Raw genomic sequence first — 24,171 nt, 5'->3', positions numbered from 1 at the left:
GCTTATCTATAGTCTGACGGAAGCCCCTGCAGGCTCCCGCTCCTTTTAAAAGTCTATTTCATCCCCGGCTTCCATGATCAGTCCATTTTCCTCTTCAAGCAGGTCGAGGAATTTTTCAGGATCCTGTTTGATGACAGGGAAAGTATTGTAATGAATCGGCACGACTTGTTTGGCTTGAAGGAATTTCGCTGCAAGTGCTGCATCTTCCGGGCCCATGGTGTAATTGTCGCCGATAGGCAAGAATGCCAAGTCAATCGGATGTCGTTCCCCGATCAGTTTCATATCGGAAAATACCGCTGTATCCCCTGCATGATAGATCGTTTTCCCTTCTATCGTAAGCAATATTCCAGCAGGCATTCCTAAATAAATGATTTGCCCCTCTCCATTATTGAATCCCGTTCCATGGAAAGCTGGCGTCAGTTTCACTTTTCCAAAGTCGAACTCGAAAGCTCCGCCGATGCTCATCCCGTGGGTCCTGACCCCTTGATCACCCAGGTAATCGGCAATCTCTGCAATGCCGATGACAAGCGCATCATGCCTTTTGGCCAATTCAACCGTATCACCGACGTGGTCATTATGGCCATGTGTTAAGATGATCACATCCGGTTTCACATCTTCCACCTTCAAATCGGTCAATTCGTTTCCAGTAATGAATGGATCGATTAAAATTGTTTTACCATTCGTTTCGACTTTTACAACTGCATGTCCATGAAAAGATACTTTCATTTTTGATGCTCCCTTCCCATACCAACAATTTTTTTATGTAGCTTTCTTAGGCCTTTCCCATTTACTATACTTTTAAATATTGCTAAGGTAATTATATCTTATTAATGGAGGTACCGTCATGAATGAACGTTTGAAAGAACTACAAACTTGGCTACAGGCGAATGAGGCTGAAGCCGCTTTACTTACATCTACAGAGAGCATCTTCTATTTGAGCGGGTTTTTTAGTGATCCTCATGAAAGACTGCTGGCACTTGCCATTTTTGCAAATGCCGAACCTTTCCTTGTCTGCCCGCAGATGGAAGTTCCGGATGCTAAACAAGCTGGATGGGATGGAGATATCATCGGTTACACCGACATTGAAAACCCTTGGGAAAAAGTTGAGCAGGCAGTCAAGGATCGCGGTTTAACCATTCATACAATGGCCATTGAAAAAGAGCATATGAATGTGGAGCGTTATGAAAAGGTCCAACAACACTTCGGAGCACCGAAGCTTGTTTCCGCAGAAGAAAAACTTCAAAAGATGCGAATGATCAAATCGGAAGATGAAATGGTCAAAATCCGTGAAGCATGCCGCCTTGCCGACTTTGCGATAGAAGTGGGTGTCAGCGAAATTCACGAAGGTAAAACGGAAATGGAAATCCTTGCAGCGGTTGAATACGAATTGAAAAAGGCCGGAGTGAGCCAAATGTCTTTCTCCACCATGGTCCTGACTGGTAAAAATGGCGCTTCCCCGCATGGCACACCTGGGAATACGAAAGTTCAGCGCGGCGACCTTGTCCTCTTTGACCTTGGCGTCGTTCATGAAGGGTACTGCTCTGACATTACTAGAACGGTTGCTTACGGAGATATCAATGATAAACAGGCAGAAATATATGAAACTGTACGTAGAGCACAAGAAGCTGCCGTTGCAGCCAGTAAACCTGGTGTATCCTGTTCCGAGATAGACTTGACGGCCAGAAACATCATCAGGGATAAAGGATACGGTGAATTCTTCCCGCACAGGCTCGGCCACGGACTTGGGATCAGTGTCCATGAGTATCCATCCTTGACTGAAACGAATTCACTCGAACTTCAATCCGGAATGGTTTATACCATCGAACCTGGCATATATGTTCCAAATGTTGCAGGTGTCAGGATTGAAGATGATCTATTGATCACCGATGCCGGCTGTGAGGTTTTGACCAAATTCCCGAAGAGCCTGCAAATCATAAAGTGATAATGCATGAACCATTTAATATAACGAAATCCGAATACCCCCGCCTTTCATTTAAGACGGGGGTATTTATCCAACATATCAACTAATCGGTCCGCAGTTCATACTTCATTGCTTTATCACTGCCGTCAAACCAAATGACCAGCCATTCACTATCTATTCTTATTATTCCCCTCTCGGCACCGAGATAATAAACAACATTATCTTCCTCTTTAAAATATTCCGTTTCTGTTGGAGACCCTAAAAGGGTGAACACTTCATCTTTTGTCATGCCTATCAATTCATGTTCATTGATTAAGTCATCTACCAGGTAGACTCTTCCTTCAACATCATTTAACCATCTTTCAGTGGTGAACCTTGATTCAGAATCATTTACCCCTAACATAACCACACAAAGAACCAGAAGGGCAAAGCCAAGGCTTGATATGACTATAAATCTAATTTTGATTTTCCTTTTATTATGCTTATTGGTATATTTCCATGAAATCCTTTGAAAAAATAGTAATAGTATAAATGGAAGCAGCAGTGCTGATATACTCATTAAACTGATCGTAGCATGTACAAAATTGATGTAAGAAATAAAAATGAAATAGATCAAAGCATACAAAAGCACGTATAAATATAATGCATAGTTTACTATTTTTGAAACACTCAAAGAAAAAAACTCCCCTCTCACATTAGCGGTTACCATAAATAAACAAATAAGGTAAAAAGAATAGATATTCGTCATGCAATGATTCATCACATCATAATAAGGTTGGAATCATATAATTTCCAGATTATTGGCATAAACATTCGCTAATTTGTTACAATTGAAATCAGACCCATAAGGTAAATCATTGTATAATAGGAATGAAATAGAAGGAGGAGATTCACTTGAATAGTATAGATTATAAAAATATTCTTGTAGCAGTGGACGGCTCGGAAGAAGCAGAGTGGGCCTTAAAAAAGGCCATCTACTTAGCAAAACTCAGTGACGCTACCCTTGTGCTCACACACATCGTGGATACAAGGAATTTCCCTACTGTCGAAGCTTATGATATGACTATCCGTGATCACTCTGAAACCTTTGCCAATGAGCTATTGGACAAGTATAAAACGGAAGCCATTGCCTCCGGGATTACAAAGGTCCAAACAGAAGTTGCCTATGGTTCTCCTAAAGTTCAAATTCCAAGGGATTTAGCGAAAAAGCATTCGATCGATTTAATTGTCTGCGGTGCAACAGGCCTTAATGCAGTCGAACGTTTCCTTATCGGCAGCGTGTCGGAAGGCATCGTTCGCCATTCAAACTGTGATGTAATGGTCGTACGTACGAATCAATAAGAGAAAATGATAAAAAGCTCGTTCGCCAAATTGGTGAACGAGCTTTTTCCTGTTATTCACTTACCAGTTTTTCCGCTTTTTCAATCGCCAGCAGGACTTGGGCAAAACCTGTACCGCCCGCACTGTTACGGCGTTTAACTGCCTCATAAGGATTTAATGCATCATAAATATCCTGATCAAACAACTCGGAAGCTTCCTGGAATTGTTCAATGCTCAGGTCGACTAAATAGCAGCCATTTTGGACACAGAACAATACAAGCTTCCCGACCACTTCGTGCGCCTCACGGAAAGGCATTCCCTTTGAAGCCAGGTAATCAGCTAATTCCGTCGCATTCGAGAAGTCATTTTTTGTTGCTTTTTCCATTACGTCCGTTTTCACTTTCATCGTTGAAATCATGCCGGCAAATATTTTAAGTGAACCAACAATGGTCTTAACCGTATCAAAAACGCCTTCTTTATCTTCTTGCATATCTTTGTTATAAGCAAGCGGCAGTCCTTTCAAAACAGTCAATAACCCCGTTAGGTTCCCATAAACCCGTCCTGTTTTACCACGGATCAATTCCGCCATATCAGGGTTTTTCTTTTGCGGCATGATGCTGCTTCCAGTGGAAAACGCATCATCCAATTCAATGAATTGGAATTCCTGGCTTGACCAGAGAATGATTTCTTCGCTGAAACGGGATAAATGCATCATCATTGTCGCGCTGTTGCTCATGAATTCAATGGCAAAATCACGATCACTTACCGCATCAAGGCTGTTTTCGTAAATTCCCTCAAACCCCAATAGCTCCGCACTGAGGGCACGGTCAATCGGGAAAGTCGTCCCAGCTAATGCCCCAGCACCCAATGGAGAAATGTTGATTCTTTTGAAACTCTCGGTGAAGCGCTGCTTGTCACGCTCAAGCATCCAAAAATAAGCCATTAAATGGTGGGCAAACGAAATGGGCTGTGCACGCTGCAAATGTGTATAACCTGGAATTAGTGTTTCCACATTTTTCTTGGATTGTCCCAAAATCGCTATTTGCAAATCATTGATGAGTTCCAGAATCACTTTCGTTTGGTTCCGCATATACAGATGAAGGTCGGTTGCAACTTGGTCATTACGGCTTCTTCCTGTATGAAGCTTTCCGCCAACTGGACCGATTTCGCTTATTAGCATACTTTCCAGGTTGAGGTGGATATCTTCCATCTCAACCTTAAAAGTCAATTCACCCTTCTCAGCTTTTTCCTGTAAACTATTCAGACCCGCAATGATCTGATCCGCATCTTCTTCAGGTAAAATGCTGCATTGCTTTAACATGGTTACATGAGCTAAACTGCCTTGAATATCTTCAAGGACAAGTTCCTGGTCAAAGGAAATGGAAGCTCCGAACTCATCTACCCATTCTTCGGCAGATTTCGTAAATCTTCCTCCCCAAAGCTTGCTGCTCACACTGTCACCTTCTTGCTATTGACCATGCTGTTCACTTTCGTTGGAAGTCCCCATAGCTTAATGAATCCAACTGCTGCATCATGATCGAATTCGTCCGCTTTTGTATAGGTAGCCAATTTTTCGTCATATAGGGAGTACTCGGATTTTCTTCCTTCAACAATCGCATGACCTTTGAATAGTTTCACACGTACCGTACCCGTTACATTCACTTGTGTTTCTTTCAGGAATGCAGCCAAAGCTTTTTGAAGCGGAGAGAACCAAAGTCCCTCATAAATCAATTCAGTCATTTTCTTCTCGATCACCGGTTTGAAGTGAGCCAATTCTTTAACAAGCGTGATATCTTCAAGTTCTTTGTGTGCAGCTATCAATGTCATCGCACCAGGAGCTTCATAGACTTCACGTGATTTGATCCCTACTAATCTATTTTCAACGTGATCGATACGTCCAACTCCGTGTTTGCCGGCAATTTGATTCAACTCGACGATCAGGTCAGCCAATTTATAGTTTTTATCATTCAATGTAACCGGCACACCTTGTTCAAAACCAATTTCAATGATATCTGCAGTATCTGGCGTACATTCAAGGCTTGTAGTCAAATCATAGGCCTCTTCCGGCGGAGCTGCCCAAGGATCTTCCAGGATTCCGCATTCGTTACTTCTTCCCCAAAGGTTTTGGTCAATCGAGAACGGGCTCGCCATACCAATCGGAACGGGAATGCCATTTTTCGCTGCATATTCAATCTCCTCTTCACGAGACCATTTCCAGTCACGAACAGGTGCAAGAACTTGCAAATTAGGGTTCAATGCGGAGATTGATACTTCGAAACGCACTTGGTCATTTCCTTTTCCCGTACAACCGTGCGCAACGGCAACCGCGTTTTCCGCTTCAGCCACTTCCACTAATTTCTTCGCGATCAGCGGACGTGATAAAGCTGATACCAATGGATATTTCCCTTCATACAAAGTATGTGCCTGAAGAGCCGTCAATGCGAATTCATCAGCGAATTCGTCCTTCGCATCAATGACATAGGAACTTACCGCACCAACAGTGATCGCTTTTTCCTTAATGAAATCCAAATCTTTTCCTTCTCCGACATCCAAGCAGCATGCCACAACTTCGTACCCTTGATCTTGTAACCATTTAATTGCAACGGAAGTATCCAAACCTCCGGAATATGCTAAAACAACTTTTTGATTTTCCATTTCCATCGTCCTTTCGTGTGAATAAAAATTCATCGTTTGTTATTTTTATTCATTCTATGATTAGTACTTTATCATCTTTATTAATGAAATACAAGGGGTATTTTAAAGATTTCGCTAAATAATCCCCTATTATTTTCAGGGAATTTACACATTGGATGCTTCCGCGAGAATATAGTAAACTAGGAGTATGATAAATCGAAAAGCGGAGGGCATATGAGAGAACTATTTATCTATGATGAAAGGCTCGGCATCTCCATTCCTGATTTGAATTTGGAGTGGGATGAATATACAAAAGGCGAGCAGCAGCAAATACTCGTACATTGGGAGAATATCAGGGGAAGCATCCCGGACCGCATCAAGGAACTGGAATCCACGATCAACCGAAAGCAGTTTCAGCTCTCCGATGAGAGTAATTTCGCCAAATCATGCCAGCTCAATTCCGAAATTGCGGAACTTGCTTCCATCATCAATGATTTATGGCTTTGGTATCGTGCCAATCAAGCCGTGACGGAAAAGATGCATAATTAAGGCCTATTCCATGCAAAAAAAGCCACAGTTTAAAACTGTGGCTTTTTTTGCATCCCTCTTATAAATCCTTGCGAAGTTCACCGACGACATGTCCCAATTCCGGAAGTATCAATTTATTCATTGCAAGCCGAACCGCACCTGATGAACCCGGGGTGGAAAAAACCGCTTTGTTGTTCACGACTCCGGCAATAGCCCTGGATAGAATGGCAGCCGCCCCGATATCCTCTTGATAGCTGAGCATACGGAAAACCTCGCCAAAACCGGGTATTTCCTTAGTCATCAATTCTTTGACCGCCTCGATCGTTACATCCCTTTTGGCGATGCCAGTGCCCCCATTTGTTAATATGACATCAACCATGCCGCTTTGACTGCCAGAAGTGACCGCATCCTGAATCGCCTTCCGCTCATCCTTAACGATTACATATTCCGTCACTTCATGACCACTCGATTTCAATAATTCCTTCATCAGTGCCCCGCTTTTATCCGTTTCTTCATCGCGCGTATCGCTGACGGTTATCACCATGCAGCGAACTGCCTCCGTGACGGCTTTTTTATGATTCTTTACACTCATTCTCCATCAGCCTTCTTTTCCAGTAAATAACGATATTGATAGAACTTCTGGGCAAATTCACTGACATTCCGGGTCATTTGATAATTGGATCCAGCCCCGATGGCCATGCTGATGAACGGTATGCCCCGAACCAGTTTTTTGCGGAAAACAGCAATGGATAATGCTTTCAACAGCTGCTTGAGCGGCTGTTCCATCCAGGTAGGGTTTGTCAATTCTTCGATTCCTAAATAAAAATAGTCATCTTCTGCTGTCTGTACCTCACGGATCAATTCTTCCCAGGCTATTCCTTGGAGCCTCTTTGGCATCGCTCCTGCATTGAATACCTTAAGGGCCAGCATCATTTCAAACGGTGTATTCACCTCAACACCATAAGACATCGCAATCAGCTGTACGATCCTGACATTGATGACGGTCATGGCCGGAATATCGCTCCCCAGCAAAAGCAGGCCTCCTGATCCGCTCATCCCGCCTTGTGCAAAAGAATATAAGCGATGCTTAGCGATATGCTGATTGGCTATGTAATTCACCTGATCGATCGATAAGTGATTCAAATCACTCAACGTTTCGATTTCTTCATTAAACACGCGCGCAGATGCTAAAATCCGCTCTCTTGCATCTATTTGAACTTGTGAGCTCTGAACCATGGCATGCAAATGAAAAAGCCAAGTATCAAGCTTTTCAAAAAACTGTTGTTGGACGTTTTCCGGTAGCATGGCAAACCCCTGCTCCAACCATTTATCATACAATGCAGCAAGATCCGTTGGCTCATATTGATAGAGTTTTTCCTGCCATTCACTAATTTCATTCCAAACTTTCATTTCCCGGTTCGTGAATTCCATGCATCAAGCCTCCTATGTACAGAATTGGTGGATTCTCCCTTAAGTATACCATAGAAGGGAGCATTTCTGAGAATGGATGATGGCGATCCGGCGTTCAAGGATATGGATTGCCAATACATAATATCAACGAGAAGTCGAAGTCCGCTGATGAAAATTGATAGACTTCATTCACTGGAAAGACCCCCTTACCAAAGAGATAAGGAGATCATTATAAAAAACAGGAAGTCATGCTTTCCAGGTTTCTTTCAAAGCTATTTTCACGGTATCCCTGACAATCATGATTTCTTCATTGGTTGGGATGACCATGACTTTGACAGGGGAATAAGGTGTATTGATGAACGCTTCCTTGCCCTTGGTATGATTGAGATCCTTATCCCAATATACCCCCATGAATTCAAGTCCCTCCAAGATACGCCCTCTAATTGTTTGACTGTTTTCACCGATGCCCGCTGTAAAAATGATGCCGTCCACACCTCCCATTTTAGCTGAATAGGAGCCAATGTACTTGTGAATCCGATCTGCAAATACTTTAAGTGCGAGTTCAGCCCGCTCATTTCCTTTATCCGCTTCAACTTGAATATCGCGCAGGTCGCTGGAAAATCCGGAAAGGGCTAGCATTCCGCTTTTCTTATTCAGGATATCCAACACTTCATCTGCCGTTTTTCCCGTCTTCTCCATGATATAAGGAATCAGTGCAGGGTCGATGTTCCCTGACCGCGTTCCCATGGTAACACCGGCCAAGGGAGTAAACCCCATTGATGTATCAATCGATTTGCCTCCCTTTATGGCCGTAATGCTTGCACCATTCCCTAAATGGCAGGATATCAATCGAAGCTGTTCAATTGGGCGGCCAATCATTTCGGCAGCACGCTGCGATACATATTTATGTGAAGTACCATGAAACCCATACTTCCTAATTCCGTACTTTTCATAATATTCAAGAGGTAAGCTGTACAAATAGGAACCTGCTGCCATCGTTTGATGGAAGGCGGTATCGAATACCGCAACCGCTGGCACATCATCAAGTATTCGCCTGAAGGCTCGGATCCCGGTGATATTGGCAGGATTATGAAGGGGCGCCAACTCGGAAAGCTTTTCGATTTCCTCTATTACATCCTCCGTGATCAAGACCGAGTCACTGAATACCTCGCCGCCATGCACCACCCGATGCCCTACGCCATCTATCTCTTCAAAGGAGTCAATGATTCGATGGTCAATGAGCTTTTTCAATAAAAGCCCTACAGCCACTTCATGATTGGGTATATCCACCGTTTCAGAAACCTTTTCGCCTTCGACGCTTAAAGTGAATGCGGAATTTTTCAAGCCGATTCTTTCTACAAGACCTTTTGTAATTACTTTTTCACTAGGCATCTCAAAAAGCTGAAACTTCAATGAAGAGCTGCCCGCATTAATAGCCATGACTTTTGACATCGATCCTGCTCCTTTACTCTAAGTTAGTTCTTCCATATTCATCTCAATGAAACGTGCTGTGTATAGTACAATCTTATCATGGCATGCGATTACAACCAAATAATAATGAAAAATTGCCAATCATCACTTTTCCAAAAAAAATGAAAGCCAATGCCTGCGGCATCAGCTTTCATTGATTATTTTTCCTCTTTAAACCAATCATCCATCTGTTGCATGACAGACCTTGTCGCTTCGAAATCCGACAACTTCGGAAGTTGTACAAGCAATGCCTTCTTCGGAGCTTCGATACCCTCTTTTTTCTTTTGAAGGATCAGGATGCTTTTGGCAGCCGATTCATTCTTGAACATGGAAAGCGGCAGTTGCACCATCCCTTGGATATGTGTATGCTTCTTCAGGAAATCATTGAGTTTCGGAGCTTCCTCCGAGACGAACAGGTTATTCGGGACAATGAAGAATAGGTGTCCGCCATCCTTCGCGTGTTTAACACCTTGTTCAATAAACAAATGATGTGCATACGAATGCCCCTTGTCGGCCTTCAATTCATATTCAGCTGCACGCACATCATTCGGGTAATAACCAATCGGCAAATCACTGACCACAACATCTGAAGGATCGATGAAAAGTGGCTCCAAGCTGTCCTGATTGAAAAATTCCAGCGGATGTTCTTGCAGGTTGGCACCGGCATAAGCAAGCCTGATCAAGGTTTCATCAATCTCGACACCATATGAAGCGATGTTTTTATCAGTAAGTTGATTCATGATCGCAAATAGTAAGTTCCCCGTCCCAATGGCTGGATCGAGCATGACTATCTCTTTTTGGTCCTTGGTGAATTTACCGACTAAATAACTGACGAACATGCCGACTGCATCAGGAGTCATATGATGATTCGGCTGAACGCTCTGCTGCATGCCTTTTAAAATGGCAAGCTGATACGCTTTACGGATTGCTTCCTTCTCATATTTCTCTGGTGAAAAATCTGCATAATGCTTCGCTAACCTTTTCTTCGATACTTCACTGATTTCATCCTGCAGGACTTTCCCTTGGAAGAAATTCTCGCCCGTTTCGCCCAAGGCGTCCAGATACGTACATGATAGTTCACTTTGCAATATTTGAGCTGTTTCATCAAATTCATAAAATAATTGTTCAACTGGGGTAGACTTCACTTATTAATTCCTCCTGTTTGCTTCTGTCCCTATTTTAAAGGTAAGAAGAAAGAGATACAAGCCGTACGTCCTGCTCATCATTCTTCGATTATTTAACGTACCGTTTTCCGTTTGATAAGAAACTCTCGCGCCCACTCCCATTTCAAAATTTTAACCATTGGGACGTTGATTTCCACTTCAGGCACTCGCTTTCCGCGGGCGGTCGGGAAGCCTCCTCGGCTTACGCCTGCGGGGTCTCCCCTAGACACGCTTTTCCCGCAGGAGGCTCGTACCTTACGTTCCAATCAACGTTGTTTTTTGAAATTTAGATAGAAACCCTTTTGTCTAAGAAAGTGGCTAGGCCCGGCCACACCCCGATCCATGTATTATTCTTGGGGGAGTTGATTTCCGCTTCAGGCACTCGCTTTCCGCGGACGGCCTGCCCTCGGCTTGCGCCTGCGGGGTCTCCCCTGGACACGCTTTTCCCAGCAGGAGTCTCGTACCTTACGTTCCAATCAACTTTGTTTTTTGAAATTTAGATAGAAAACCTTTTGTCTAAAACGGGTTGTTTTGTTGCCCTGCATTTTTTTATTACTTGGATAGGCTCAATGAAGGCCCAAACAGAATACGATGCATGAGGTGGTGATCATATATGGATAATCAATATCAAAACTATCATGGGCAGGTTAATCCGATAAATCAGCAACATGATATTCAGTCAGCAGATGAATTTAACAGGCAACAGCAGGGGTTTCAACAAGGTTTTCGTCAAGGATTTCGTCAAGGGTATCGACAAGGATATCGAGAAGGATTTCGAGCAGGGCAACAAGCGGGGTTTTTCCCAGGACCAAGACAAGTGCCATCGTGGCCTAATGAAATTGACATAAGAGTTGGAACACCTAATGGTCAGGAATGGTCTGGCAAGGTTGTTTTACCACAAAATGGTCCGACTTTCGAGCCTTAACTGAATCCAGATATAATAAATGATACCCTTCAATTGAAATGAAATGTATCGATCGACAACTTTCCAATGAACATTAAATCCTAAAAAGGACCTGTCCACTTCAACGTCATGTGTTTACCAACAAGAAAATCAACATTTAAACAAAAAACCGGGCATATTGCGCCCGGTTTCTTAAATTCGCATCTTATTTTGCCGCTTTCGCCGCTTCGATTGCACCTTCGTAATTTGGATGGTTGGTACCTTCACTCACATATTCCACATATGTGATTTCATCAGAGCTGTTCACAACGAATACAGAGCGAGCCAATAGACGAAGTTCTTGCATGACGACACCATATGCTTCACCGAATGAAAGGTCACGGTGATCGGAAAGAACTTGAACATTGTCCAAGCCGCTGGCAGCACACCAGCGTTTTTGCGCGAAAGGAAGGTCGTTACTGATCGTCAGTACTTTCACATTATCCAATTTTGCCGCTTCTTCATTGAATTTACGTGTCTGTGCATCACATACGCCTGTATCCACGGATGGAACAACGCTGATAATGCGGACAGAACCTTTGGAGTCGCTTAAAGTAACCGGTGATAAGTCATTAGCCAATACTGTAAAATCAGGTGCTTTGTCCCCAACTTTTAGTTCTTGTCCCACTAAAGTGATCGGGTTGTTTTTAAATGTAACTGAAGCCATTAATAATTCCTCCCTTTTCTGCTATATGTACAAGCATAATAATATTTGTTTTGCCGGAATTTTGCAATTAATTGAATCAGGAAATGTGAATGGTGCTTGTACAAGTTCTGCATCCGAGCTTTTTTTGTGTAGTGGAAGAATGCAGCAAAAAGAAAAACTCGGCGGATGCCGAGTCGCAATTAGAAGTCTATATCCTGTTTAGGTTCTTGGTACCTGTTTCCAGATGGTTGACTGCTGCCTTGGTATTGATTATTTCCTTGGTTTTGATTATTGCCTTGCTTTTGATTATTGTCTTTCTTGGATAGCATGGACTGAATCTTATCGACGACTTGAGGAGCTAAATCCATCATTTTTTCTAGAAGGTGCGTCCCTTCATCGAGATGAATCATTTTCACTCCATGGGAACCGACAATCAAAAATGCAATTGGCGTTATGGAGACTCCACCGCCGCTACCGCCGCCAAAAGGCTGCTTGGAACCGCCTTGCTGTCCTTGATGGTTTCCATCCATCACAAATTCGCTGCCACCGGCTGCAAAACCAAACCCCACTTTGGATACAGTTAAAATGACACTTCCATCCGGTGTTTCTACCGGATCCCCAATGATCGTGTTCACATCGACCATTTCTTTAAGATTTTCCATCGCTTCTTTCATTAAACCTTGAATCGGATGATCTGACATTTAAATTCCCTCCACTCTAGAACGATTGTTTATTGGAATCACCTGATAGCTTCGCTAATTTCCTCGACTTGAAATGCGGCTTTCCGCCTTTCCAATAACGAAGCAGTTTTATTCCAGTCACCATAGCCTGCCCGATTCTGAATTGTAATATGCAGGAAATCGACGTGTTTGCCTGCCATCTCTGAAAGTCGGGTGAAATGGAATAGGAGGGCATGATCCGAAAGTTGAAATAGGTTGTCAGCAAACCGATGATTGAACCTTTAAGTGCCCAGCATGCACCAGTTAAAACACCGGTGTGTGCAGCGTTTTTAGTACCGACCTCACTATGCCAGGTGAATTTTTTGACTTGGACTTTCCCAGCGAATTGACGGACGATCTTATGGAATCCGATTATATGCTGAAGCATTTCCAGTATGTCTGCGAATCCGTCACGCAAATCTTCGGCCGTGATTTTTTTCTTTTCTTCCTTATTTATTTTTCCGTTCATTTCTTGCTCTTCCTTTACTGCTACGGTTACCAAGTCATCTTCCAATTTCATGACCGGAACCTTGAATGTATAGTGAAAAAGCCCGTACCAAGCTGATAATTTAATATGTATTAAGTCATTCGTCTGGACACGTTTGTAGTCGATGGACAGTTTTACTTTAGTGAAAACAACAATAAGCAGCACCAAAATGAGGATACCTATAATCAACAAAAGCCACTTCATGCACCCACACCCCTTCAGCCTATCATTATCGGCATATGCAAAAAAAATAAACCTGCAAAAGCGAAATTCACGCTCTTACAGATTTATGAATGGAAAAAATCATCTTCTGATCAACACAACGCCCGTGTCTGCAAAGACATCATGCAAAGCCTGTTTCTTCGGTAATAGGCCTGCCAAGAGATAGCCAATCCAGGTTACTTTTGAAATATAGCGGCCAATCAGCTCCCTGAACAATATCGTACCCCATGAAATGGTTTTTTTCCCTTCCTTCAAGGCAACGACTTTCAGTCCAAAAATCATCTTTCCTAGGGTTTGATTCCAGAATTTGGTCATCAAAACAAAGTATAGGAAGAATACGACCCCCGTTAAGAAGCCCTCTGCGGAGAACCAAAGGTCATCTGTCCCTTCATAAAATTTAAAGATGGGATGAATCAAAATCCGGTTCAAGCTTCCAATAACCAATAGATCCGCTAAATAGGCCCAAAACCTCATCCAAAAACCAGCAAAATGCACTTTCTTGACTTCGTCATCATCCACGACCTTTTTGGCTGGTGTAAATTCCTGCTGAACGGGAACCTCTTGATCTGCCATTAGATTGGATGAAGCGATTTGTTCATTGTTTTCATTTCGTTCCGTCATCCTTCAGCCCCCCTATTCCGCATACAAATACATTAAGCGTGGAGAATTTGAAGAGGAAAGGATTTTTGTCAAGACTGCCGTTTCCACATCATTTCCCAACATTTTTTGCGCACCCATACTGAATAATGAACCGAAACCTGCTTCATCTGTATAACGGATAACTTGAGCATCCTTTTTACCGATATCCGTTTTCATAGCGGCAATTACATCATCCAAATGGCCGAAATCATCGATAAGATGGTTTTCTTTAGCCTGGCGTCCATCATAAATGCGTCCATCGGCAATTTCCCTTACTTCCTTCTCAGTCATACCGCGGCCGTCTGCAATGATTTTCACAAATTGATCATAAGAATTATCGATCATGTCTTGGAGTATTTCACGTTCTTCACCAGTCATTTCCCGGGTTGGACTCATAATATCTTTGTGTGGTCCGCTTTTAATGGTTTGGAACTCAACACCATACTTCTTGGCCAATTTCTCGTAATTATAACCCTGCATGATGACTCCAAGTGAACCGGTCATCGTTTCTGGGCTGGCATAAATCTTATCGGCTGGTGCAGAAATATAATATCCGCCTGAAGCAGCCATAGACCCCATTGATACATAAACAGGTTTTTTCACTTTCTTGATATCAAGGATCTTTTCATGAATCTCTGCACTTTCGACGACACCGCCGCCTGGAGAATTCACCCGAAGGATGATTCCTTTGATATCATCATTTTCCTCTGCCATCTTCAGCTTATCCATGAAGGCACGGTGATTATATGTTGTTGAACTAAGTAATGAGGCTTCCCCTGTATCTTGAATCGTGCCCTCTACATCAAATACGGCAATAACATTAGAGTAATCCTCGCCTTCTATGACTTCCTCGTAAAATGCACTTTCGGAAGCAAATAATTCATCAATGATATTTTCCGTATCCGCTGTAAATAGAGTAGTGGCCGCCCCTACAGCAATAGAAACAAAAAATAAAACGGCTGCGATTCCAAGTGCAGCCCAACGCTTTCCATTCATCTGTTTTCCCCCTTAAATATATGTATCCTTCTTACCATACGAACTAATAACAAAAATGTTTCATTCCATGATAAACTAAGACATATAAAATTGTAGCAAAGAATCCTCAAATTGGAAATGAATTGGTCCACTTTGCACAAATTGCATTTATCGTCACCAGGATATAGAAAGCCCTTTCATTACCATACATACTAGGGGGGAACATGATGAACAATCGAAGGAATATTTATTTTTTCCATGCACCGAATGCAGAGATGCTCAGCAAGGTTGAATACTTATCAGACTTGGCGAAGCAACATTCGTATGAAGTCATCCAGGATTTCACAAAAGCGAACATCATCGTAAGCATCGGTGATGACGGCACATTCCTGCAGGCAGCCCGTAAAACCGGGTTCAGGGATGACTGTTTATATGCGGGCATTTCCACGACAGGTAACTTGAATATGTATTGCGATTTCCACTTGGAAGACAGTGATAAAATGATTGATGCCATGACAAGGGAGCAAATCGAGGTGCGCAAATATCCAACCATCTCTATCCAATTGGACGATCAGCCCTCCTTCTATGCCCTTAATGAACTCAGTATCCGCTCTTCGATCACCAAAACGTTCATCATGGATATTTTCATTGATCAACTCCATTTTGAAACTTTTCGCGGGGACGGGATCATCATTGCGACTCCGACCGGAAGCACCGCCTATAATAAATCGGTCAATGGGGCCGTTGTCGATCCCCTTCTCCCTTGCTTCCAAGTGAGCGAGCTTGCTTCCGTCAATAATAATACCTATCGGACCCTAGGCTCCTCATTCATCTTAAGCGGTGCTAAGACGTTGACCGTCCACCTTGAACAAAACGGACCAAGCTATCCGATCGTCGGAATGGACAATGAAGCGTTAAGCATCAATCATGTCGAAAAGGTAAAGGTCCGGTTAAGCGGTAAGGTCATCAAGACCGTTAAGCTAAAAGACAATTCCTTTTGGGAAAAGGTTAAAAGGACCTTTCTTTAAACGAAAGGCTGTTTTCACATAATTTGTTGCTATTTACCAGGTAGTGAGTTGTGGTTGATTTCCACTCCAGATGCTCGCTTTCCGCGGGGCGGGCGGTGAGCCTCCTCGGCGTAAACGCCTGTGGGGTCTCACCTCTCCCGCTGCTCCCGCAGGAGTCTCGCACTTCCGCTCCAATCAACCTTAAATAGTTTCGTTTTAAAAACAACAATCTTTACGAAAAGAGCCAAACGAAAAAAGGTACCGGATATGATAACCGGTACCTTTATATATGATAAAAATCTTTCGTATTTTGATAAAGGGCTTCATAGACATCCTCAATCGGCAATCCTTTAATCGAAGCAATTTGACGCACACTTTCATGCATCATGCCGGGATGGGTCCATTCCCCATTGAAAACCCCTTCAAACGGCCATGGTCCATCCGTTTCTATCATCATCAGCTTAAGTGGATAGGCCGAAACTAATTCCTGTATTTCCCTCTCATAACATACATCAGGTGTAATCGAAATGCGGTAGCCCTTTTTGGCCATTCTTTCAACTATCCGGATATCGCCTTTAAACCAATGAAAGTGTGCCCTTGTGATTTGATGCTTGTCCAAAAGGTCGCAAACGATAGGTGCATCGTCATGGACGGCATGAAGGATAACCGGCTTTTCAATCTCTTTAGCTAAGGCCAGGAACCTCTCCAGTATCACTATATATGCTGAGTTATCAATATTGGGGTTTTCCTGCCTTAAGTAATAGGGCAGCCCAACCTCGCCTATGGCAACCATATCGTGACGATGTTCCCGCATCCAACTCAATAATTCATTCACTTCTTCATTACTCGGGAGGGGCTGCTCTGGATGAAAACCAAAGGCAGGCTTAATTCGTGAATCTTTAAGTGAAAGTTGATAATTGTTAATCGAAGAAGCCAAATTCATGGAAACAGTCAGCAAGGATTCCAACTGAACCTTTTCCATGTCTTTCAGGATCTGCTTCCGCTTATCAATATCATACTTATCCAAATGGATATGGCTGTCGATGATTCTCAAATGGTATCGCCTCCTTACTTAAGTAGTGAAAGTTGGCTTGAGTGCTGCATATAATTCTCTCTTCAAATGAATAAATTCATCACTAAGAAGCTGTTCTTCTCTTCTTGGCCTTGAAAATGGAACTTTCACTTCTTTGATGACAGCAGCCGGTTTTGCTGATAACACATAAATTCTATCTGATAGGAAAACCGCTTCATCTATGCTGTGAGTGACAAAAAGCACCGACCTCCGATTTTCTTCCCAAACCGACAACAGCCATTGTTGCATTTGCAATCTTGTCAGTTCATCCAGGGCAGAAAAGGGTTCGTCCAGGCACATCAAGTCCTGTGGACTTAAGATACTCCGAATGAATGCGGCCCTTTGCTTCATGCCTCCAGATAATTCATGCGGATATGCTTTATCGTATTCTTCTAAACCAGCTTTCATCAAAAGGTTATTTGCCTTTTCTTTATCTCTGGTCCCAGCAAGTTCACTTCCAAGCAAAACATTTTCCAATACCGTTCTCCAAGGTAAAAGGGAAGGCTGCTGAGGCATATAGCTGATATGTCCCTTTAATCCATTTATCTTTTTACCATCCAATGAAATGATGCCATGATCAGGCTTCAAAATCCCGCCGATCAAGTGGAACAATGTACTTTTACCGCTTCCCGATGGCCCAAGGATCGTAACAAATTCCCCATCATTCACATGGAAATTCATATTCTCCAATATATTCTCCTTACCATCGAAAGAATAGGAGACGTCTTTAATTTCCAGCGTCATCCTTTTCGCCCTCCTTTCTCTTCCAAGAAACCAAGTATTTCTCCAGGAAAGTGATGATTCCAAAAAAGATCAGGCTCATTCCCATAATGATGAAAATGGCTACAAACACCCGATCTGTCCTGAACGCTGAAGAAGCGAGAGTCATATAAACACCAATCCCCGATTTTGCCCCAAGCCATTCCGAAATAACCGCACCCATTACACTATAGGTAGCCGAAATTTTCAGGCCGGAGAAAATGAACGGGATCGAGTGAGGAAGTTCCAGCTTCCAAAATAACTGGTTTTTCCCCGCTCCCATCATCTTGAAATAATGCTTAAGCTCGTATGGTGTCTGGCGAAAACCGTCCAATGATGCGACCGCAACCGGAAAAAAACATACAAGTGAAATCACGATTAACTTAGGCAGCATGCCAAAGCCAAACCAGATCACCAAAAGCGGCGCCAAAACAATGATAGGTATATTTTGTGATAGTATGAGCAGAGGATAAACCGCTTCCTTCACACCTGGAAATAGGTGTAGGATGGCCGCTATCAATAAGCCGATGCAGCTTCCAATAAAAAATCCCGACAACGCAAGCTCGGTTGTGGATATAAGGTGTCCGTAAAGATTGCGGGACGACTCAATTCCTTCAATGAAAATGGCCGATGGAGCGGGAAGCAGCCATTCTTCAACTTTCAATAAGACTGTCACTGACTCCCATACTATCAGCAACAATAATAAAAGAAAGAAGGGAGCCCCCTTCTTCCAAATTCCCCTTCCGATCATGCCCGATATTTCTCCGTTAACGTATCCATCGTAATCCCGCTTGGCTGATATAATATTTTCACTTGGGAAATGACATTCGGCGATCCTATTTCAATCATTCTTACATTCATTTTTTCTATCACGGCAAAAAGCTCGGAAAGCTCCCCCTCCATTGTCGTTTCAAGCGGGTGAACCTCATACTTGACACCTGATTCTTCAATGATCTTGATCGCTTCATCGACCATAGGGATGACATTTTCCCCTTTAGGAATAATTTGTATACTTATTAATGAATTGGCCATTGTATTTCCTCCTATTTTGGTAAAAATTCATTGGTAAATGCCTTTTCAGGATCGAAATCACCTTCAAGAAGCTTATTTTCAGTCATCCACTCACTGTAATTCTTCCAAATTTCAAGCTTTTGTTCACCCCATCGCGGAGCATCATCCTGATACTTGGCTGCAAGCCACTCCTGGCTTTTCTTCACTAGTTCTGGATCAAGATCCGGTGCAGACTCAATTAACATATCTGCTGCATCATCAGGATTCTTAATCGCAAACTGGTACCCTTTCGAAGCTGCATGAACGAATGCTTTAACAGTCTCGGGATCTTCTTTTATCATCTTTTCATTTGTAGTCAAAACAGGCGTATAGTAATCAAGCTTATCAGAGTATTCGGTTAAGTACACCATATTAAGCTTTTCATTTCGCAACTCAGCCTCAATGCCTGTCCAACCATAATAAATCCAGGCAAAATCTATATCCCTTTTAACCGAAGTGAAAAAATCCATGTCTCCTGTATTGACTATGTCCACTTCATTTACATCCGCATTTTCCTTTTTCATGAGTGAATCAATAATGGCCTTTTCAACCGGAGATCCCCAGCCACCATACGTTTTCCCTTCAAAATCCTTGGGAGTCGTAATGTCCTTAGCCTCAGGGGAAGCGAATCCCGAAGTATTATGCTGGATGACGGCAGCTACCGAAACAATCGGCACACCCTGTACGCGGGCCTGCGTTATCCCCTCTTGATAGCTCACGCCAAATTCAGATTTCCCTGAAGCGACAAGCTTATCAGCTCCAGCTTCACCTGGCATGATAATTTCCACATCAAGACCTTGTTCTTTAAAATAACCTTTTTCCTTGGCTACATACAATCCTGTATGGTTTGTATTCGGTGTCCAATCGAGCACGACCGATACCTTCTTTAATTCTTCATTTTTAGATACTTCTTCTTTTTCATTAGTTCCGCCTGCTCCGCATCCAGCTAAAAGGAAGAACGAAGCTAACAGTGGTAAGAATTTATTCAAGTCATTATCCTCCTACACATCTTATAAGATTCATATGCCGGAAACATGATAGGGCTCCAGGGCTATTCAAATACTGGATAAAAAAGCAAAAAACGCCCGAAGATGAATTCGGACGTTAACATACAAAACAGAAAATCAGTCATAATATGTTCCCTCCGCTGGCATCACCCAGATCAGGTTCAAAGAGTCAGCATCTAATGGATGCAATCTCAGCCAGCAGTACTGGCCCCCCTACATTTCTCGCACATATGAACTTTTCTCTCTCATTATATCAATTCATAGGGAAAAAGGAATACTAATTTGCTTCTTCTCTCTAATTGGAAAGGTATTCCTGGCACTTCAGGATATCTTGCAAAACATCCTTTGGAACGAAAATCATTGAAAGTATAATGATTCCGTCTCTTTCCATTCCGCTCATTCTTGGCTGCAACGGTGGCGGACACGTTCCAAATAGTCATTTCTTTGCAACCATTCATATAATGAGCATTACGTGTAGACATTTTTGTTTACTGGCTTTATTAAACCCTTAATTTCATAAGCAAAAGGTGGATATGTCATGATAAAGATTAATCACAAATGGTTAGATGTCAGTCAAATCCAACCAGGTACAGCCTCTGCCAAATCGCTTGAAACTCTTCAATGCTTGGCGGAAGATTCTAATGTTTTTGAATACCGGAACTTTGGGGATTTTAATTTCGAGATACAGCTGAGGAACCGAGTCATAGAGGCAGCTATTGCGTTGGATAAAAGCGGTCCGGAATTTTCCACACTTGAGGAGTCTCAATCCAATCAACGTTATTGGCACCTTTCAAAGGATGGCACCTTTACCCTTCAGCCAGGGATTCTCCCTCATGCTGCGCTCGTTGACATTTTCATGAATGGAGGGCTTTATGCCTTCGAATGCGGGACAGCAATAGTCGTTACTTTTTTAAAGGCGATTTTGGATTTAATCGGACCCAGGAATTTCGACTATCTTTTTTCAGACCTATTTTTATATGACTGGCGCCCTCCAAGGAATATGGCTCTCATCGTTCACCAGGGAAGAGATTATTCACCAGGTGATTGCGTTTACTTCAAAAACCCTGATCACGACTTGGCAACCCCTGAATGGCAAGGTGAAAATGCCATATTATTAGGGAGAAACCTCTTTTATGGCCACGGGATCGGGATTACCACTGCACAGGGAATCATCGATGAATTAAATAGCAATAGAAAGCCATTCGCCACCATATCAGCATTCCTGACAACGCATATCATTTTCCTGGATAGTTCCTTCTATAGACAATTCCAACTAAATAACCCCCGTGCCATGCCCGATAACTGTCCTGCCAGCCTTTCCAATTGTATTGTTTCTGAAATAGGTTCGAAGATATACCTTTCATGACCCTGGCATTTCGCCTATGCCATAAATCCGTTTTATTGAATATCGATATAAAAAATGCTTGGGCAGAATCTCCCCAAGCATTTTTTTCTTTTCACGCACCAATATTCCCTTTGCCTTTGAACCTGCGGGCACTTGCCTGCCCCCATTTCGTTATGGATAGTGTATAAACAGCCAAAGCTGACCATATGAACAAAAAGGCTAAAAGATGTGCTTTGGTGAAACTTTCATGATAGACGAATACCCCGATCAATAAAGATAAGGTCGGAGCGATATACTGAAAAATGCCAAGCATCGATAACGGGATCTTCTCGGCCCCTTTTGCAAAATATAAAAGAGGTAATGCCGTGGCAATCCCGCCGCCCACCAACAGCAAGCTTGTGCTCCCGTCTGTAAAGAATTGCATTTCCGACCTGTTTATCAAGTAAATCAGGTAACCTAAGGCCAGAGGCGTTACCATCATCGTTTCGAGCGTCAGCCCGATTGCCGATTCGGCCTTGATCATTTTTTTTGCCAGACCGTATAATCCAAAGGTCATGGCCAAAACAAGAGAGATCCACGGGATCGTGCCGAAATGAATGCCAAGGATCAAGACTCCGATTCCTGCAAGCAGGAATGAAATGATTTGGGCCCCGCTCAATTTTTCTTTTAAGACTATCACTCCCAATAGTACACTGACGAGCGGATTGATATAATATCCAAGGCTCGTGTCGAGGATCCGTCCTGAGTTAACGGCCCATATGAACACTCCCCAATTAGCTGTAACAAGCAGGGACGCCGTTAGCAATGCCATAAAGAGTTTCGGATTTCCCAGTATGTTTTTGACATAATCAAGAAACGCCTGCCATTTTTTCATGAACATCAATAAAACCAGCATGAACACGAAAGACCATAATACCCTCTGAGCTAAAATCTCCATTGCACCGACTCCCTGAAGGAACTTCCAGTAAATCGGCACAACTCCCCACATCATGTAAGAAAGGGCTGCATAAATCGCCCCTTCTTTTTGTTGATCCACTTTCATAACAAGCCTTCTTTCCATTTACATTCCCTTATCTAATTCCATCTAACAATTTTGTATTTCCGTTTCTTTTTTTGCAACTGTTAATTTTTATCATACATGATTTTGTCATCGATGACCGTCATGACCGCCTCAGCTTTCAGGAGATCATCCGGTGCAACAGCAAAGACATCCAGATTAAACACGGTAAAATCGGCATCGTACCCTTTATTGATCACACCGCGGCGTTTTTCCTGGCCGATTGCTGCAGCACTCCCTTTGGTATACAATGCGAAAGCCTCGAAAACGGAAAGCCTTTCAGACAAACCATATACGGTACGGTCCTCACTGTTGATTTTCATCCTTGTGACAGCGGCATGAATGCCCAAAATCGGATTTAATGGTTCAATGGGTGCATCCGACCCTCCAGCACAAAGGATGCCCAAGTTCAAATAGGTTCTCCAGGCATAGGAGGATTCCAATAGATCGGCTGGCACCTTTTCTTCCACCCACGGAAAATCTGACGGAACGAACCCCGGTTGAATATCAAAGATTACCGGCAGCTTTGCCGCCCGCTCCAAAAGCTCCGGCCGTACAATCTGCGCATGGATGAGCCGGTCCCTCTGTCCCTTTTTCGGGGGGAGGGCTTCAATTGCATTCAATACGTATTCAAAAGCGAGATCGCCAATCGCATGGACAGCAATCGGCATTCCGGCAGCCCTTGCCTTCTTCCCCCATTCCTGAAGCTCGTTTTCAGTGAATATCGCGACTCCATTCGTATTCTTTTGATCTACATAAGGTTCGCTCAACAGGGCTGTGCGTCCGCCTAGGGAGCCGTCAGTAAAGATTTTCATGCTGTCGAATTTGATATATCGCGTACCTTTCTGATAGCCGCCGCCTGCTGCCAGCATTTCTTCCAACGCTTCGTGATGGACGAGCAAGTTGGCGCGAAAGGCCATTTCCCGGCCCTCGATTACCGATTTAAACGCCTGATATGTCGGCATGAAGCCATTGTAGTAATGGAGGTCCTCGGTATGACCGCCAGTCAAACCTAGCTTATATGCATCTTCTATGGCCTCTGTGAGCGCGTTTTCGATATACTCTTGATCAATGCCGGGAAGGCTGTCTAAAATAAGGTTCTGCGCCTGGCTTTCTTTAAATAATCCATTTAAACGTCCGTCAGGATAACGGCAGATCACCCCGCCTGAAGGTTCTTTTATATCTTCTTTAATATCCGCTTCCAAAAGGGCCCGGGAATTGACCACCAAGGCATGACGGCAGACCCTTTTCAATACGATGGGATGATCTGCCGATATCGCGTCAAGCTCATCCCGTAATATCAATTCAGGTCTCGGCCATTCATTTTCATTCCACCCTTCGGCAACGATCCACTTTCCGGCCGGGGTCTTTAAGCACTTTTCCTTCAAGGATTTCATGATCGACTCCCTGCTATCCATCAAAGAGAGGTCTAGACGAAGCAGTCTTTCACCATGTCCGACCAAATGAAGGTGACTATCCACTAATCCCGGCAGCATCGTTTGTCCTTTTAAGTCGATTTCCCTGGAAATATTGCCGGCATATTCATTTTTCAAATGGTCCGGGCTGCCGGTATCAACAATTACCCCCTTATCAGTGAATACTGCCTCCACTTGATCATTTTCTTTAATCATCGTATAAATCGACCCATTGAACCATAACGTTCCCATTCCGGCTTTACACTCCTTATTAAATGATTGTTACTGTGCAGATATGCAGTAAGTGTACCATCTCATAACACGAATTCCCATATTTATGCTTTTACCCAAGTCCCTGTCAATAAAAAACGCCAGCCTTGAA

The 24,171-nt window shown here is 43.1% G+C and carries 26 protein-coding genes and 1 riboswitch; of the genes, 6 read left to right on the top strand and 20 right to left on the bottom strand.

The annotated features are described in order from the left end of the window. Nucleotides 1-45: 45 nt before the first annotated feature. Complete coding sequence (locus A6755_RS08715) at nt 46-726, bottom strand: metal-dependent hydrolase (RefSeq protein WP_048681095.1); 681 nt, start codon at nt 724-726, stop codon at nt 46-48. A gap of 118 nt (nt 727-844) precedes the next feature. Between A6755_RS08715 and A6755_RS08710 the strand changes: the two genes are divergently transcribed. Further along, on the top strand, nt 845-1,942 hold the full coding sequence (locus A6755_RS08710; protein ID WP_063590454.1) for a M24 family metallopeptidase: 1,098 nt from the start codon (nt 845-847) through the stop codon (nt 1,940-1,942). Nucleotides 1,943-2,024: 82 nt separating this feature from the next. Here the strand turns inward: A6755_RS08710 and A6755_RS08705 are convergent, their stop codons facing one another. Continuing rightward, the gene (locus A6755_RS08705; RefSeq protein ID WP_084737558.1) at nt 2,025-2,594 is read right to left on the bottom strand and encodes an outer membrane protein assembly factor BamE; all 570 of its coding nucleotides are present in this window, start codon (nt 2,592-2,594) and stop codon (nt 2,025-2,027) included. A gap of 230 nt (nt 2,595-2,824) precedes the next feature. On the opposite strand from A6755_RS08705, the gene A6755_RS08700 reads away from it, so the two are divergent. After that, nucleotides 2,825-3,262, top strand: a complete 438-nt coding sequence (locus A6755_RS08700) for a universal stress protein (protein WP_034311454.1) — start codon at nt 2,825-2,827, stop codon at nt 3,260-3,262. Between the two features lie 52 nt (nt 3,263-3,314). On the opposite strand, the gene argH is transcribed toward A6755_RS08700, so the two are convergent. Further along, nucleotides 3,315-4,694 carry an argininosuccinate lyase gene (gene argH / locus A6755_RS08695; protein WP_063590453.1) on the bottom strand — a complete coding sequence of 460 codons (1,380 nt, stop codon included), beginning with the start codon at nt 4,692-4,694 and terminating at the stop codon, nt 3,315-3,317. Next, nucleotides 4,691-5,896, bottom strand: coding sequence for an argininosuccinate synthase (locus A6755_RS08690; protein WP_034309158.1), 1,206 nt, complete (start codon nt 5,894-5,896; stop codon nt 4,691-4,693). Before A6755_RS08690 ends, argH begins: the two co-directional genes overlap by 4 nt. A 213-nt stretch (nt 5,897-6,109) precedes the next feature. Here A6755_RS08690 and A6755_RS08685 point away from each other — a divergent pair, with 213 nt between their 5' ends. After that, complete coding sequence (locus A6755_RS08685; protein WP_063590452.1) at nt 6,110-6,424, top strand: hypothetical protein; 315 nt, start codon at nt 6,110-6,112, stop codon at nt 6,422-6,424. Nucleotides 6,425-6,482: 58 nt separating this feature from the next. Here A6755_RS08685 and A6755_RS08680 read toward each other — a convergent pair whose 3' ends face one another. The 4 genes from A6755_RS08680 to A6755_RS08665 form a co-directional block, all read right to left on the bottom strand. Continuing rightward, nucleotides 6,483-6,995, bottom strand: coding sequence for a MogA/MoaB family molybdenum cofactor biosynthesis protein (locus A6755_RS08680; protein WP_063590451.1), 513 nt, complete (start codon nt 6,993-6,995; stop codon nt 6,483-6,485). Next, nucleotides 6,992-7,834: an EcsC family protein gene (locus tag A6755_RS08675; RefSeq protein WP_063590450.1), complete on the bottom strand. Its 843-nt coding sequence runs from the start codon at nt 7,832-7,834 to the stop codon at nt 6,992-6,994. The genes A6755_RS08680 and A6755_RS08675 overlap by 4 nt, the downstream gene beginning before the upstream one ends. A gap of 225 nt (nt 7,835-8,059) precedes the next feature. After that, complete coding sequence (locus A6755_RS08670; protein ID WP_054400035.1) at nt 8,060-9,265, bottom strand: acetate kinase; 1,206 nt, start codon at nt 9,263-9,265, stop codon at nt 8,060-8,062. 176 nt (nt 9,266-9,441) lie between these two features. Next, the gene (locus A6755_RS08665) at nt 9,442-10,428 is read right to left on the bottom strand and encodes a class I SAM-dependent methyltransferase (RefSeq protein WP_034309170.1); all 987 of its coding nucleotides are present in this window, start codon (nt 10,426-10,428) and stop codon (nt 9,442-9,444) included. Nucleotides 10,429-11,059: 631 nt separating this feature from the next. On the opposite strand from A6755_RS08665, the gene A6755_RS08660 reads away from it, so the two are divergent. Beyond that, nucleotides 11,060-11,371 (top strand): hypothetical protein, encoded by a 312-nt coding sequence (locus A6755_RS08660; protein WP_063590449.1) that lies wholly within the window; start codon nt 11,060-11,062, stop codon nt 11,369-11,371. Between the two features lie 184 nt (nt 11,372-11,555). On the opposite strand, the gene tpx is transcribed toward A6755_RS08660, so the two are convergent. The 5 genes from tpx to sppA form a co-directional block, all read right to left on the bottom strand. Then, nucleotides 11,556-12,056, bottom strand: a complete 501-nt coding sequence (gene tpx / locus A6755_RS08655; protein WP_034309176.1) for a thiol peroxidase — start codon at nt 12,054-12,056, stop codon at nt 11,556-11,558. A gap of 179 nt (nt 12,057-12,235) precedes the next feature. Further along, nucleotides 12,236-12,736, bottom strand: coding sequence for a GerW family sporulation protein (gene ytfJ, locus A6755_RS08650; RefSeq protein WP_034309178.1), 501 nt, complete (start codon nt 12,734-12,736; stop codon nt 12,236-12,238). A 16-nt stretch (nt 12,737-12,752) separates the two neighbouring features. Further along, nucleotides 12,753-13,445, bottom strand: coding sequence for a DUF2953 domain-containing protein (locus A6755_RS08645; protein ID WP_063590448.1), 693 nt, complete (start codon nt 13,443-13,445; stop codon nt 12,753-12,755). A gap of 99 nt (nt 13,446-13,544) precedes the next feature. Next, on the bottom strand, nt 13,545-14,084 hold the full coding sequence (locus A6755_RS08640) for an RDD family protein (protein WP_241634855.1): 540 nt from the start codon (nt 14,082-14,084) through the stop codon (nt 13,545-13,547). Between the two features lie 12 nt (nt 14,085-14,096). Continuing rightward, nucleotides 14,097-15,098, bottom strand: a complete 1,002-nt coding sequence (gene sppA, locus A6755_RS08635) for a signal peptide peptidase SppA (RefSeq protein WP_034309182.1) — start codon at nt 15,096-15,098, stop codon at nt 14,097-14,099. Between the two features lie 206 nt (nt 15,099-15,304). On the opposite strand from sppA, the gene A6755_RS08630 reads away from it, so the two are divergent. Next, nucleotides 15,305-16,105 carry an NAD kinase gene (locus A6755_RS08630; RefSeq protein WP_063590447.1) on the top strand — a complete coding sequence of 267 codons (801 nt, stop codon included), beginning with the start codon at nt 15,305-15,307 and terminating at the stop codon, nt 16,103-16,105. 262 nt (nt 16,106-16,367) lie between these two features. Here the strand turns inward: A6755_RS08630 and A6755_RS08625 are convergent, their stop codons facing one another. From A6755_RS08625 to A6755_RS08605, 5 genes are read right to left on the bottom strand one after another with little or no spacing between them, the layout of a single operon-like run. Next, the gene (locus tag A6755_RS08625; RefSeq protein ID WP_063590446.1) at nt 16,368-17,138 is read right to left on the bottom strand and encodes a TatD family hydrolase; all 771 of its coding nucleotides are present in this window, start codon (nt 17,136-17,138) and stop codon (nt 16,368-16,370) included. A gap of 18 nt (nt 17,139-17,156) precedes the next feature. Further along, on the bottom strand, nt 17,157-17,900 hold the full coding sequence (locus A6755_RS08620) for an ABC transporter ATP-binding protein (protein WP_063590445.1): 744 nt from the start codon (nt 17,898-17,900) through the stop codon (nt 17,157-17,159). Continuing rightward, nucleotides 17,884-18,666, bottom strand: coding sequence for an ABC transporter permease (locus A6755_RS08615; RefSeq protein WP_063590444.1), 783 nt, complete (start codon nt 18,664-18,666; stop codon nt 17,884-17,886). Before A6755_RS08615 ends, A6755_RS08620 begins: the two co-directional genes overlap by 17 nt. Next, entirely contained in the window at nt 18,663-18,947 is a 285-nt protein-coding gene (locus A6755_RS08610) for a thiamine-binding protein (RefSeq protein WP_034309193.1), read from the bottom strand. The genes A6755_RS08615 and A6755_RS08610 overlap by 4 nt, the downstream gene beginning before the upstream one ends. A gap of 11 nt (nt 18,948-18,958) precedes the next feature. After that, nucleotides 18,959-19,954 (bottom strand): ABC transporter substrate-binding protein, encoded by a 996-nt coding sequence (locus A6755_RS08605; protein ID WP_063590443.1) that lies wholly within the window; start codon nt 19,952-19,954, stop codon nt 18,959-18,961. A gap of 133 nt (nt 19,955-20,087) precedes the next feature. Further along, a riboswitch (TPP riboswitch) is annotated at nt 20,088-20,197 on the bottom strand. Between the two features lie 313 nt (nt 20,198-20,510). Here A6755_RS08605 and A6755_RS08600 point away from each other — a divergent pair. Further along, a complete protein-coding gene (locus A6755_RS08600) occupies nt 20,511-21,338 on the top strand; it encodes a protein-glutamine gamma-glutamyltransferase (protein WP_244889653.1) in 828 nt (275 codons plus the stop codon). Between the two features lie 91 nt (nt 21,339-21,429). On the opposite strand, the gene rarD is transcribed toward A6755_RS08600, so the two are convergent. Both rarD and A6755_RS08590 read right to left on the bottom strand, forming a co-directional pair. Further along, nucleotides 21,430-22,359 carry an EamA family transporter RarD gene (gene rarD / locus A6755_RS08595; RefSeq protein ID WP_063592494.1) on the bottom strand — a complete coding sequence of 310 codons (930 nt, stop codon included), beginning with the start codon at nt 22,357-22,359 and terminating at the stop codon, nt 21,430-21,432. Nucleotides 22,360-22,439: 80 nt separating this feature from the next. Beyond that, the gene (locus tag A6755_RS08590) at nt 22,440-24,041 is read right to left on the bottom strand and encodes an amidohydrolase (RefSeq protein WP_063590442.1); all 1,602 of its coding nucleotides are present in this window, start codon (nt 24,039-24,041) and stop codon (nt 22,440-22,442) included. Between the last annotated feature and the right edge of the window lie 130 nt (nt 24,042-24,171).

The organism is Peribacillus frigoritolerans, assembly GCF_001636405.1.
Taxonomy (GTDB): domain Bacteria; phylum Bacillota; class Bacilli; order Bacillales; family DSM-1321; genus Peribacillus; species Peribacillus frigoritolerans.
Note: the sequence above shows the minus strand (reverse complement) of the source record. Positions and strands in the feature narration are given on the sequence as shown.